This is a genomic window from Actinomadura sp. NEAU-AAG7, assembly GCF_018603865.1.
Classification (GTDB): domain Bacteria; phylum Actinomycetota; class Actinomycetes; order Streptosporangiales; family Streptosporangiaceae; genus Spirillospora; species Spirillospora litoris.
This window is the reverse complement of sequence record NZ_JAHFZY010000006.1, coordinates 291,888-303,691: the sequence shown is the minus strand read 5'-3', so window position 1 is coordinate 303,691 and position 11,804 is coordinate 291,888. Positions and strand designations below refer to the sequence as shown.

The following is an 11,804-nucleotide window of genomic DNA, read 5'->3' as shown; positions in this document are numbered from 1 at the left end:
CCGCGCCGCGCTCATCGACCGGCACGGGCCCCGCCGCGCGCTCCCCCCATGGCCGCCGCCTACACCCTCACCCTCGCCGCCCTCCCCGCCGCCCTCCTCCTCGGAGTTGCCGGAACGGCAACAAAAATTGCCGGAAAGCCGCCCCGGCCGCGACCATCGGAGGGACCGGGGGCCCACGCCGTGAGCCCGCGACCTCACGCCAAGGAGACCACCGTGACCGAAGAGACCGTCGGCGAGCAGACCCCGGCCGGGGACGGCGCCGACCCGGCCGAGTTCTGGGACGCCCGCTACGCCGAGAGCGACCGGATCTGGAGCGGCGACCCCAACATCGTCCTCGTCCGCGAGACGGCGGCGCTGCCGCCCGGCACCGCCCTGGACCTCGGCTGCGGCGAGGGCGCCGACGCCGTCTGGCTCGCCGGACGCGGCTGGCGCGTCACCGCCACCGACGTCTCCCGCGTCGCGCTGGAGCGCGCCGCCCGGCACGCCGCCGACGCCGGGGTCGCCGACCGCGTCGACCTCCAGCGGCACGACCTCGCCGTGTCCTTCCCCGCCGGGACCTACGACCTGGTCTCCGCGCAGTTCCTGCACTCCCCCGCCCCGCTGCCGCGCGAGGAGGTCCTGCGCGCCGCCGCGGCCGCCGTCGCGCCCGGCGGCACCCTGCTGATCACCGGGCACGCCGGGCTGCCGCCCTGGGAGCAGCACGAGCACGGCCACGAGCACGGCCACGGCCACCACGCCGTCGACCTGCCCACGCCCGAGGAGGTCCTGGCGTCCCTGCGGCTCCCGGAGGGGGAGTGGGAGGTCCAGCTCGCCGAGGAGCACCCGCGCGTCCAGAACGGACCCGACGGCAGGCCCGCCACCCGCACCGACAACGTCCTCAAACTCCGCCGCCTCTGACCGGGGCGGGCCGGTCAGCCGGCGGCGGCCTCGCGGCGGGCGCGCAGCGCGCGGACCCGGCCCCGGGACGCGCACGCCGGCGAGGGGCACCAGCGGCGCCGCCCCGGCGGGTCGGTGAACACGCCCCGGCAGTCGGGCTCCGGGCAGACCTTCAGCGCGCGGCGGTCCGCGCCGGTCAGGTGGTCGGCGGCCTGCCGGGCGATCCGCGCCAGGGCGGCGAGCGTGGTCGCGGGCGGCTCGCGCCGCAGCCGCCCGCCGGCGACGAACCGGATCGGCTCCTCGTGCCCGGCCAGGAACCCCTCCAGCGCGGCGACGGCGTCCCGGGGCGGCGGGTCCTCCCGCACGGCCGCCAGGGCCAGCACCCGCAGCATCTCCCGGACGCCCACCGCCGCCTCCAGATCCGCGGCGGCGGGCGGGGCCTGCGGGGCCAGGTCGCAGCGCTCCAGCCACAGCGCCAGCCGCCCGGGGTCGCCGATCCGCTCCACCGGCGCCGCGCTGAAGCTGCGGCCCTTGGTGGCGAGCAGGTCCAGCCACACCGCGCCGCAGTCGAAGCGGAACTCCTCCGTCCCCATCCCGCGAGTGTAACGCTCTGCCCGTTACAACTGATAGCGTTCACGTAACGACTCGACCGTTACGGAGGTTCGGCGATGGACCTGGAACCCACCCGGCTCGACCGCGCCGCCGGGTACCGGATGCTCGACCGCCTCCAGGACGAGGCCACCCGCGAGGCCACCCTGCCCGGCCTGGACGCCGCCGCGCCGGGGTTCGCCGACTGGATCGTCACCGCGCTGTTCGGCGGCACCTACCAGCGCCCCGGGCTGTCCCCCCGCGACCGGCAGCTGCTCAACCTGGCCGCGCTCACCGCCCTCGGCGGCGTCGACCCCCAGCTCACCGGCCACGTGCGCACCTGCCTGCGGATCGGTATGACCCGCCGGGAGATCACCGAGACCTTCGTCCACCTCGCCCCCTACATCGGGGTCCCCAAGGCACTGGCCGGGCTGCGGGTCGCCACGGCCGCGCTGGAGGACGCGGCGCCGGCGGACGAGGGCGCCGCTCCGTGACCGGCGACACCGCGCGCGGGCCCGCCGCGGCCGTCCGCACCGTCCTGGGCGACGTCCCGCCCGGGAGCCTCGGCGTCTGCGACTCCCACGACCACCTGTTCCTCACCACCCCCGCGCTGCCCGGCCAGGAACTGGACGACCCGCGCGCCGCCCGCGCCGAGCTCGCCGCCTTCGCCGCGCACGGCGGCCGCGCCGTCGTCCAGTGGACGCCCTGGGGCATGGGCCGGCGCCTGGGCGACCTGCCCGCCCTGTCCCGCGACTGCGGCGTCCACATCGTCGCCGCCACCGGCCTCCACCAGGCCCGGCACTACCGGCACGTCCCCGACGGGCTCGCCGAGCTGTTCGTCGCGGAGCTGACCGCCGGCGCCGGGCTGATCAAGGTCGCCGGGGCCTTCCACCACCTGGACGACCACGCCCGGCACGTCATGACCGCCGCCGCGCGGGCCCACCACGCCACCGGCGCCCCCATCGGCGTCCACCTGGAAGGCGGGACCGCGGCGCTGGAGACCCTCGACCACCTGTGCGGCGCCCACGGCGTCGCGCCCGAGAGGGTCGTCCTCGGCCACCTGCACCGCTTCCCCGACACCCGCCTGCACCTGCAGGCCGCGCAGGCCGGCGCCTACCTCGCCTTCGACGGCCCCTCCCGCGCCCACCACGCCGCCGACGCCCACCTCATCGACTGCCTCGCCGCGCTCGCCGGCGCGGGCCACACCGACCAGATCCTGCTCGGCGGCGACACCGTCACCGCCGCCGCGCGCTCCACCGCCGACGGGCCCGGCATGCCCTACCTGCTCACCACCCTGCGCCCCCGGGTGGCCTACGAGCTCGGCGACGACACCGCCGAGGCCATCTTCGTGCGCAACCCCGCACGCGCGTTCGCCGCGCCCTGGCCCCGGCCCCGGCCCACGGCCTCTGACGCCGTCTGACGCCATGCACGGCATTGTGACGTCACTTTGCCGCTTGACATGACGTCGCAGTGACGTCATATTAGGGGCATGGATCTGCTGCCGTACGTCGAGAACCTCCGCCGCGAACTCGCCGTCGCCGCCGAGGCGGGCGGCCCGGACGCGCGGGCGCTCGCCGAGCGCCTCACCGGCCCCCTGGACTCGGCCGCCCGGCTCACCCTGCTGGAGGCGCTGTCGGCCGCCGCCGACGAGATCACCACCGACCTCGCCCCCGGCTCGGTCGAGGTGCGGCTGCGCGGCGGCGACCCCGCGTTCGTCGTGACGCCACCGCCGACGTCACCCCCCGCCGACACCGGCCACGCCTCCCCCGGCGCCGCCGAACCCGCCCGGGACGCCGTGGAGCCCCCCGCCCGCACCCCCGCCGCACCGCCCGCGGCACCGCCCGCCGACGAGGGCGGCACCGCCCGCATGACGCTGCGGCTCCCCGAGCACCTCAAGACACGCGTCGAGGACGCGGCGGGCCGCCAGGGGATCTCCGTCAACGCCTGGCTCGTCCGCGCCGTCTCCGCCGCGCTCGACCCCGCCGCGCCCGCCGCGCCCGCCGCGCCCGCCGACCCGGCCCCGCCGCCCCGGACCGCGCGCGACTACACCGGCTGGGTGCGCTGACCCGCCCACGCTGACCCCGGGCACGGCAGCCCGGTCACCCACCACGCCGGCCCCACCGCCCGGCGCCGTCACCTATCACCCGGCCGCACCGCCGCCGGGACGCTCCGACCCATGAGGAGGGCTCCGCCATGCCCGCTTTCGCCACACCCGAACCGATCACCGCCGACCTCCAGGTCTTCCTCGGCCGCGTCCGCGTCAACGCCGCCGACCGCGCCGACACCGTCGTGGAGGTCCGGCCCAGCGACCCCTCCAGCGAGGCGAGCGTCCAGGCCGCCGAACGCACCGTCGTCGAGTTCTCCGCCGGACGGCTGCTGGTCAAGAGCCCCCGCCCCAAGGCCCTGGCCCACCTGCTGCCCTGGCGCGGCTCCGTCGAGGTCACCATCGACCTGCCCGCCGGCTCCCGCGTCCGGACCGAGGGCGCCGCCGACGTCATCACCACCGGCGCGCTCGGCCACACCACCCTGCACACCTCCAACGGCGACCTGCACGTCGAGGAGGCCGGACCACTGGAGATCAAGACCTCCAACGGCGACATCACCGTCGACCGCGTCACCGGCCCCACCGAGGCCGTCACCTCCAACGGCGCCATCCGCATCGGCACCATCGAGGGCCCCGGCACCGCCAAGACCTCCACCGGCGCCATCACCGTCGCCGAGACCACCGGCGACCTCCACCTCAAGGCCGCCACCGGCGACATCAGCGTCGGCCGCGCGCTCGGCGTCCTCACCGCCAAGGCCGCGCACGGCCGCATCCGCGTCGAGACCGCCGTCAGCGGCGCCCTCCACCTGGAGAACGGCTACGGCAAGGTCGGCGTCGGCGTCGCCGAGGGCACCGCCGCCTGGCTCGACCTGCACAGCAAGAACGGCGTCGTCCGCAACACCCTGGAGGCCGCCGACGGACCCGCCACCACCGACGCGGTCGTCGAGATCCACGTCCACACCAACTACGGCGACGTCGACGTCCACCGGTCCTGACCCCGACACCCCCGGCGAGGAGCCCCCCATGACCGACGCGATCACCGCCGACCGGCTCGTCAAGAGATACGGCGACGTCACCGCCCTGGACGAGCTGAGCTTCACCGTCCCCACCGGAACCGTCCTCGCCCTCCTCGGGCCCAACGGCGCCGGCAAGACCACCACCGTCCGCGTCCTGACCACGCTGCTGCGCCCCGACGCCGGCCGCGCCACCGTCGCCGGATGCGACGTCGCCCGCGACGCCCGCCGCCTGCGCGCCCGCATCGGCCTGTCCGGCCAGTACGCCGCCGTCGACGAGCACCTCACCGGCGCCGAGAACCTGGAGATGATCGGACGCCTCTACCACCTCGGCGCCGCGCGCAGCCGCGCCCGCGCCCGCGAACTCCTCGAACGCTTCGACCTCGCCGGCGCCGCCGACCGCCCCGTCAAGGGCTACTCCGGCGGCATGCGCCGCCGCATCGACCTCGCCGGCGCCCTCGTCGCCGACCCGCCCGTGCTGTTCCTGGACGAGCCCACCACCGGCCTGGACCCCCGCGCCCGCGCCGCGCTCTGGGACACCGTCGCCGAACTCGTCGCCGCCGGCACCACCCTCCTGCTCACCACCCAGTACATGGACGAGGCCGACCGCCTCGCCGACCAGATCCTCGTCGTCGACCACGGCCGCGCCATCGCCCGCGGCACCGCCGACGAGCTCAAGGACCAGGTCGGCGGCAACCGCGTCGAGCTGACCCTCACCGACACCGCCGGCCTCGACGCCGCCGCCCAGGCGCTCGCCTGGCACGCCGTCGGCGCCCTGCGCACCGCCCCCGAGTCCCTGCGGGTCACCGCCCCCGTCACCGACGGGCCCGAGGCGCTCCGCCACGTCCTCAGCGCCCTCGCCGACGCCCGCGTCACCGTCCGGGACGCCGGGATGCGGCGCCCCACCCTCGACGACGTCTACCTCACCCTCACCGGAAACCCCGCCGCCGGGCAGGAGGCCGCCCGATGAACGCCCTCACCCTCCCCTTCGCCGACGGCTGGACGATCGCCCGCCGCAACACCCTGAAGATCCGGCGCTCCCCCGACCTGATCGGCTCGGCGATCATGTTCCCGATCGTGTTCGTGCTGATGTTCGCCTACGTGTTCGGCAGCGTCATCGACGTCCCCGGCATGTCCTACCGGGAGTTCCTGCTCCCCGGCATCTTCGTCCAGGCCGTCCTGATGAGCGCGCAGATCACCGGCTACGCCCTCACCCTGGACCTGCGCAACGGCATCTTCGACCGGTTCCGCTCCCTGCCCATGGCGCCCTCCGCGGTGCTCATCGGGCAGACCGTCAGCGACCTGCTGATGAACCTCGCCGGCCTCACCGTCATGGCCCTCATGGGCCTGCTCGTCGGCTGGCGCGTGCACACCCCGCCCCACGAGGCCGCCCTCGGCTTCGGGCTGCTGCTGCTGTTCGCCTACGCCTTCTCCTGGGTCACCGCGACCGTCGCGCTGGCGCTGCGCACCCCCGAGAGCTTCAACAACACCGCCACCACGGTGTCGTTCCCGCTCATGTTCATCTCCAACGCCTTCCTCGACAGCTCCGAACTGCCCACCCCGCTGCGCGTCGCCGCCGAGTGGAACCCCGTCTCCACCTTCACCGCCGCCGCCCGCGAACTGTTCGGCAACACCAGCGCCGCGATGGACACCTCCGGCGCCTGGCCCATGCAGCACCCCGTCCCGGCCTCGCTGCTGTGGATCGCCGCCATGCTCGCCGTGTTCGTCCCCCTCGCGACCCGCCTCTACAGCAGGACCGTCGGCACCTGACCGGCCCCGCCGGCGCCCCACCCCGCCGCCCCGCCCCCGCCCGACCACGGCGGCCGGGGGACAGGTGGGGTGCGAGCGTCCCCGCCCACCGGCGCAGGCGCCCGCCGCGCCGGCTCAGCGGGCGGTGCCCTCCATCAGCGCCGCGAACTCCTCCAGCGAGATCTTCCCGTCGTGGTTGCGGTCGGCCGCCACGACCACCTCCACCGCCCGCGTCTCGGTGATCCGCTCCCCCAGCGCCCGCATCAGGTTCTTCAGCTCCGCCGTCGAGATGTAGCCGTCGCCGTCCACGTCCACCAGCTCGAACGTCGCCCGGTACTCCTCCGCGTTCGCCATCGCCAGCTCCTCGAATGATCGAAAATGGGAGCGTCGACGGTAACACCGCCCACCGCCTTTACACAGTAAGGTCCAGGTGGGCCGCGGGCTCCGCCATAATCGGTCGGGTGCGCCGCCCGTACGCCTTCCTCGACCACCCCGGCCCCATCCCCTTCGCCCACCGCGGCGGAGCCGGCGGCCGCCCCGAGAACTCCATGGCCGCCTTCCAGCGCGCCGCCGACCTCGGCTACCGCTACTTCGAGACCGACGCCCACGCCACCGCCGACGGCGTCGTCGTCGCCTTCCACGACCGCACCCTGGACCGCGTCACCGGCCACACCGGCGCCATCGCCCGCCTCCCCTACGCCGAGGTCGCCAAGGCGCGCATCGGCGGCACCGAGCCCATCCCCCGCCTGGAGGAGATCCTCGGCTCCTTCCCCGACGCCCGCGTCAACATCGACCTCAAGGACGCCCCCGTCATCGGCCCCCTCGCCGAGGTCCTGCACCGCACCGCCGCCTGGGACCGGGTGTGCATCACCTCCTTCTCCACCCGCCGCCTCGCGCAGATGCGCGCCCGCCTCCCCCTGTTCACCGACCGGGACGTGTGCACCGCGCTCGGCCCCCGCGGCCTCATGGCGCTGCGCGCCCGCTCCTACGGCGGGCCCGCCGCCAAGCTCGTCCGCCTCGCCGCCACCGGCGTCGCCTGCGCCCAGGTCCCCTACGGCCTCGGCCCCGTCCCCTTCGTCACCGAGGCGTTCGTCGAGCACGCCCACCAACTCGGCCTGAAGGTCCACGCCTGGACGGTCAACGACCCCGCCGCCATGGAGCGCCTCCTGGACCTCGGCGTCGACGGCATCATGACCGACGAGCTGGTCACCCTCCGCCACGTCATGGCCGCGCGCGGCCTGTGGCCCCACGCCGCCCCCCGCGACGACTGACCCCCTCCCGCCCGCGCGGTGTCGGTCCCACCTGCTTGGATCAGGCGATCGGATCACGGCGCCCGGCACGGGCCCGGTGAGCGTGCGAGCGCGGAGGAGCGGCGGATGAACGACGAGACGCGGCTGTGGGAGATGCTGGAGGCGGCGTGGGCGCCGCTGGGCCCCGAGGTCGGCCAGGCCCGGCGGGCACTCGCCCGGCGGACCCCCGAACCCGGTGAGGACCTCTACGGCAAGCCGCCCCTCTCCCTGGTCGAGAACGCCCTGAAGGCGTTCCTGGACAACCTCGCCGAGCTGAGCCGGGACCTGTCCTCGGAGGAGCTCACCGGCCTCGACCGGGCGGTCGAGCGGCTGCTGTTCGACATCGACCGCGCCGAGATCCACGCCGTCACCGACGGCTCCGACGACGGCTTCCTGTACGCGCGCGGATTCATCGTCGCGCTCGGCCGGGAGTTCTACACCGCCGTGAACCGCGACCCCCGCGTCGCGATCCTGGACGCCGAGTGCGAACGCCTGTGCTACTTCTTCTTCCACGCGCACAACGAGCGGTTCGGGGACTTCCCCGACACCGGCTCGGGCATCTCCCGCGAGACCTGCTCCAACCGCGAGGGATGGCCCGCCTGAGGCGTGCCGGTCCCGCTCAGGGGGCGAAGACGGTGCTGCACAGCGCCACGTGGAGGGCGGTGCCGCCCAGGATCGACAGGACGGCGTCGCGCCTCCACAGGTGCGCCGCCACCGTGAACGCGAGCGCGAGCGCCGCGGGCACCGCCCGGCCCGGGACGCCCGGGTCCAGGTCCCGCAGCGTGTAGACGGCGAGGATCACCATCACGCCCACCGGCATCACCGCGCCCAGGTAGGCCGGCAGCGGGCTGGAGCGCAGCGGCGCGAGCACGGCGAACGGCAGCGCGCGCAGGCCCCACGTCACCGCGACGGCGGTCGCGACGGCGGCCAGCAGATATCCGGTGTCGGGCACGGGCACCTCCAAGGTCGGACACGGGCGGGTCGAGGGGGCCGGCTGAGGGGACGGGTCCGGCAGGCAGATCTAGGGACGGGTCCCGGGGGCGGGGCCGGCAGGCGGGGCCGAGGGGGCGGATCAGAGGCGGACGCGTCCCAGGGCGCGGCGGGCCACGAGGGCGGCGGTGAACAGCGCGAAGGCGGCCAGGAGCATCTGCCCCGGCAGGACCAGCCGCGCCGCCAGCGCGCACACCCCCGCCAGCACCGCGCCCGCCACGTCGCGCCGCCCCGGCTCGGGCGCGCGGAAGGCGTCCAGGGCCAGGACGGTGAACAGCGCCGTCACCGCGAAGTCCAGGCCGGCGACCCGGGCGGGGACGACCGTCCCGAGCAGCGCCCCGGCCGTCGCGCCGCCCGCCCAGTACAGGTGGACGAACGCCTGGAGGCGCAGGATGCGCCGGCCGCCGAAGGACGCCGCCCGCGCGCCCGCCGCGACCGCGTACGCCTCGTCCGACAGCGCGAACGTGCCGTAGACCTTGCCGAGCCGCCCGCGGACGCGGTGCAGCGGGAACGACAGCGCGTAGAAGACGTGCCGGAAGTTGACCAGGAACGCCGTCACCGCGATCGTCCCCAGCGGCGCCGACGCCAGCACCAGGCCGAGGAACAGGAACTCCAGCGAACCGGCGTAGATCAGGCCCGAGAACACGCTCGCCCACCACCACGCGAGCCCCGAATGGGCGACCAGCACCCCGAACGCCATCCCCATCGGGACGGCGCCGAGCCCTACCGGGCCCGAGTCCTCCAACCCCTGGCGCAACCCTTGACGCAGCGTCACCATCCGGGCAATTCTAGAAAAGATCGCGCCTCATATGGTTTCGAAAAATGACCCTAGAATCGCAGCGTGAGCAATGGATATGAACTCGACGCCGTTGACCGTGAAATCTTGTTCCACCTGGAACGGGACGGCCGGTTGACCAACGTGGAGCTGGCCCGGCGGGTCGGGCTGACGCCGCCGCCCTGCCTGCGCCGGGTGCGGCGGCTGGAGGAGGCCGGGGTCATCACCGGCTACCGGGCCCGCGTCGACCCCGAGGCGACCGGGCGCGGGCTGGAGGTGCTGGTGTCCATCGAGGTGTCGGTCAGCGACCTGCGGACGCTGGAGGGGCTGGAGGCCGCGATCTCCGCGTGCGAGGAGGTCGTGGAGTTCCGCCGCGTGTTCGGCGCCCCCGACTACCACCTGCGCGTGCTGGTCGCCGACTACGCCGCCTACGAGACCTTCCAGACCACCAAGATCATCTGTATTCCGGGGGTGGCGCGGGTGATCTCCCAGCCCACCATGAAGAAGATCAAGGTGACCGACTGAGCGGGACCGGTCAGGCCAGCCCGGCGTCGTGGGCGAGCAGCGCGATCTGGGTGCGGTTGTCCAGGCCCAGCTTGTCCAGGACGTGCGAGACGTGCGCCTTCACCGTCGCGACCGTCATGAACAGCTCCGCCGCGATCTCGGCGTTGCTGCCGCCGCGCGCCACCGCCACGGCCACCTCGCCCTCGCGCGGGCTCAGCGCCGCCAGCGCCTCGCGCGCCCGCTCGTAGGCGCCCGCCTGCACCGCCGCGCGCTCCATCAGCCGCCGCGTCACCCGGGGCGAGAGGATCGGCTCGCCCTCGGCGACCCGCCGCACCGCCTGGACGATCCGGTCCGGGGGCGTGTCCTTCAGCAGGAACCCGCCGGCGCCCGCCCGCAGCGCCCGCAGGATGTTCTCGTCGGCGTCGAACGTGGTCAGCACGATCACCTCCGGCGGGTCGGGGCGGCGGCGCAGCCGGACCGTCGCGGTGATCCCGTCCACCCCGGGCATCCGCAGGTCCATCAGCACCACGTCCGGGGCGAGGGCGTCGGCGGCGGCGGGCACCTCCGCGCCGTCGGCGGCCTCCCCCACCACCCGGATGCCGTGGACGCCGTCCAGCATCATCGCCAGGCCCGCGCGGACGAGCGCGTCGTCGTCGACGACCAGCACCCGCAACGGACGATCCGAGGAGGTCTGACCAGGTTCGAGGGCGTTCACGCGGGCCATGGTAGCCAGGCCCGCACCCGGAACTCCCCGGACGCCGTGCCGTGGTCCAGCCGCCCGCCGGCCAGCCGCACCCGCTCGGTCAGCCCGACCAGGCCCGTGCCCGAGCCCGGCACGGCCGGCCCGGCGGCCGCCGGATCCGGCAGCGGGTTGCTGATGGCGATCTCCAGCCGGTCGCCGGGGCGGCCCTCCAGCGCCACCTGGACGGGCTGCCCCGCCGCGTGCTTGCGGGCGTTGGTCAGCCCCTCCTGGACGACCCGGTAGGCCGTGCGTCCCGCCGCGGCGGGCAGCGCGTCCGGGTCCACGACGCGGTCGCTGAGCCGGACCCGCCCGCCCGCGTCGCGGGACTCGGCCACCAGCCGCGGCAGGTCGGCCAGCACCGGCTGCGGCCGCCCGCCGGCCGCGCCGTCGCCGCCGTCGCCGCCGTCCTCGCCGTCGTCGTCGGAGCGCAGCAGCAAGATCACCTCGCGCAGCTCGTCCAGCGCCTGGTGCGCGCCCGCGCGCACGACGCCCGCCGCGCGCGCCAGCTTCTCCGGCGGCGCGTCCGGACGGTACTCCAGCGCCCCCGCGTAGGTCGCCAGCAGCGACAGCCGGTGCGCGAGGACGTCGTGCATCTCCCGGGCGATCCGCGTCCGCTCCAGCATGCGCGCCTCGGCCACCCGCCGCCCCTGCTCGGCCTCGGCCCGCGCCGCGCGCTCGCGCAGCGAGGCCACCAGCGCCCGCCGCGCCCGCGCCAGCGCGCCCCAGCCGACCAGCGCCCCGTAGGCGACCGTGATCAGCCCCAGCCACCAGGCGTAGGAGATGCCGCCGTTCGGCCGCCACAGGCCCTGCACCGCGTGGGCCGCCACGCCCGCCGCCGCCAGCGCCGCCGCGACCGGGAACCGGCGCCGCTCGGCCGCCCACAGCGCCGCGAGCGTCGCGGGCGGGGTCGCCGCCGGGGACAGCGCCGCCAGCACCGCGAGCGCCAGCGCGCCCGGCACCGGGCGGCGCGCCACGACCGGCAGCAGCGCGCACCCCGCCGCACCGGCGGCGAGGTCGGCCGCCATGACCGCGCCCACGACGCCGGACTGGCACCGCGCCCACACCGTCACCGCGACCAGCACGACCATCGCCGTGGCCGCGGTCACGACCACGCGGCCCCGCACGCCCTCCGGGCGGCCCCCGGGCGGCGCGTCGCTGAGGATCTCGCTGTTCACGGGCCCAAGCTAGCCGCCGGACGGCCGCGCCCGGCACCTACCAAAGTCGAACCCGCCCC

Annotated in this window: 16 protein-coding genes; 10 read left to right on the top strand and 6 right to left on the bottom strand. The window is 75.7% G+C overall.

What is annotated here, in order from left to right:
• Positions 1-213 precede the first annotated feature (213 nt).
• Positions 214-897: a class I SAM-dependent methyltransferase gene (locus KLI87_RS27765; RefSeq protein WP_308166234.1), complete on the top strand. Its 684-nt coding sequence runs from the start codon at positions 214-216 to the stop codon at positions 895-897.
• A 14-nt stretch (positions 898-911) separates the two neighbouring features.
• Here the strand turns inward: KLI87_RS27765 and KLI87_RS27760 are convergent, their stop codons facing one another.
• A complete protein-coding gene (locus KLI87_RS27760) occupies positions 912-1,469 on the bottom strand; it encodes an ABATE domain-containing protein (protein ID WP_156216675.1) in 558 nt (185 codons plus the stop codon).
• 75 nt (positions 1,470-1,544) lie between these two features.
• On the opposite strand from KLI87_RS27760, the gene KLI87_RS27755 reads away from it, so the two are divergent.
• From KLI87_RS27755 to KLI87_RS27730, 6 genes are all read left to right on the top strand, one after another.
• Positions 1,545-1,958 (top strand): carboxymuconolactone decarboxylase family protein, encoded by a 414-nt coding sequence (locus tag KLI87_RS27755; RefSeq protein ID WP_173390757.1) that lies wholly within the window; start codon positions 1,545-1,547, stop codon positions 1,956-1,958.
• A complete protein-coding gene (locus KLI87_RS27750; RefSeq protein WP_214619299.1) occupies positions 1,955-2,884 on the top strand; it encodes a phosphotriesterase in 930 nt (309 codons plus the stop codon). The genes KLI87_RS27755 and KLI87_RS27750 overlap by 4 nt, the downstream gene beginning before the upstream one ends.
• Before the next feature lie 69 nt (positions 2,885-2,953).
• On the top strand, positions 2,954-3,529 hold the full coding sequence (locus KLI87_RS27745; protein ID WP_214619298.1) for a hypothetical protein: 576 nt from the start codon (positions 2,954-2,956) through the stop codon (positions 3,527-3,529).
• A gap of 128 nt (positions 3,530-3,657) precedes the next feature.
• Entirely contained in the window at positions 3,658-4,503 is an 846-nt protein-coding gene (locus KLI87_RS27740) for a DUF4097 family beta strand repeat-containing protein (protein ID WP_156216680.1), read from the top strand.
• A 28-nt stretch (positions 4,504-4,531) separates the two neighbouring features.
• Positions 4,532-5,491 (top strand): ATP-binding cassette domain-containing protein, encoded by a 960-nt coding sequence (locus KLI87_RS27735; RefSeq protein WP_214619297.1) that lies wholly within the window; start codon positions 4,532-4,534, stop codon positions 5,489-5,491.
• Positions 5,488-6,291 carry an ABC transporter permease gene (locus KLI87_RS27730; RefSeq protein ID WP_156216685.1) on the top strand — a complete coding sequence of 268 codons (804 nt, stop codon included), beginning with the start codon at positions 5,488-5,490 and terminating at the stop codon, positions 6,289-6,291. Before KLI87_RS27735 ends, KLI87_RS27730 begins: the two co-directional genes overlap by 4 nt.
• Before the next feature lie 114 nt (positions 6,292-6,405).
• On the opposite strand, the gene KLI87_RS27725 is transcribed toward KLI87_RS27730, so the two are convergent.
• Entirely contained in the window at positions 6,406-6,624 is a 219-nt protein-coding gene (locus tag KLI87_RS27725) for an EF-hand domain-containing protein (RefSeq protein WP_156216687.1), read from the bottom strand.
• A 107-nt stretch (positions 6,625-6,731) separates the two neighbouring features.
• Between KLI87_RS27725 and KLI87_RS27720 the strand changes: the two genes are divergently transcribed.
• Both KLI87_RS27720 and KLI87_RS27715 read left to right on the top strand, forming a co-directional pair.
• Positions 6,732-7,541, top strand: coding sequence for a glycerophosphodiester phosphodiesterase (locus tag KLI87_RS27720; protein WP_214619296.1), 810 nt, complete (start codon positions 6,732-6,734; stop codon positions 7,539-7,541).
• A gap of 105 nt (positions 7,542-7,646) precedes the next feature.
• Positions 7,647-8,162 (top strand): DUF4240 domain-containing protein, encoded by a 516-nt coding sequence (locus tag KLI87_RS27715; RefSeq protein ID WP_214619295.1) that lies wholly within the window; start codon positions 7,647-7,649, stop codon positions 8,160-8,162.
• 16 nt (positions 8,163-8,178) lie between these two features.
• Here the strand turns inward: KLI87_RS27715 and KLI87_RS27710 are convergent, their stop codons facing one another.
• Together KLI87_RS27710 and KLI87_RS27705 are read right to left on the bottom strand one after the other, a co-directional pair.
• Positions 8,179-8,511, bottom strand: coding sequence for a branched-chain amino acid transporter permease (locus tag KLI87_RS27710; RefSeq protein ID WP_214619294.1), 333 nt, complete (start codon positions 8,509-8,511; stop codon positions 8,179-8,181).
• A 120-nt stretch (positions 8,512-8,631) separates the two neighbouring features.
• A complete protein-coding gene (locus KLI87_RS27705) occupies positions 8,632-9,327 on the bottom strand; it encodes an AzlC family ABC transporter permease (RefSeq protein ID WP_214619293.1) in 696 nt (231 codons plus the stop codon).
• A gap of 63 nt (positions 9,328-9,390) precedes the next feature.
• Between KLI87_RS27705 and KLI87_RS27700 the strand changes: the two genes are divergently transcribed.
• Positions 9,391-9,849, top strand: a complete 459-nt coding sequence (locus KLI87_RS27700) for an Lrp/AsnC family transcriptional regulator (protein ID WP_214619292.1) — start codon at positions 9,391-9,393, stop codon at positions 9,847-9,849.
• A 10-nt stretch (positions 9,850-9,859) separates the two neighbouring features.
• Here KLI87_RS27700 and KLI87_RS27695 read toward each other — a convergent pair whose 3' ends face one another.
• Positions 9,860-10,552: a response regulator transcription factor gene (locus tag KLI87_RS27695; protein WP_214619291.1), complete on the bottom strand. Its 693-nt coding sequence runs from the start codon at positions 10,550-10,552 to the stop codon at positions 9,860-9,862.
• A complete protein-coding gene (locus tag KLI87_RS41660) occupies positions 10,540-11,745 on the bottom strand; it encodes a histidine kinase (RefSeq protein ID WP_308166231.1) in 1,206 nt (401 codons plus the stop codon). The genes KLI87_RS27695 and KLI87_RS41660 overlap by 13 nt, the downstream gene beginning before the upstream one ends.
• Positions 11,746-11,804: the final 59 nt, after the last annotated feature.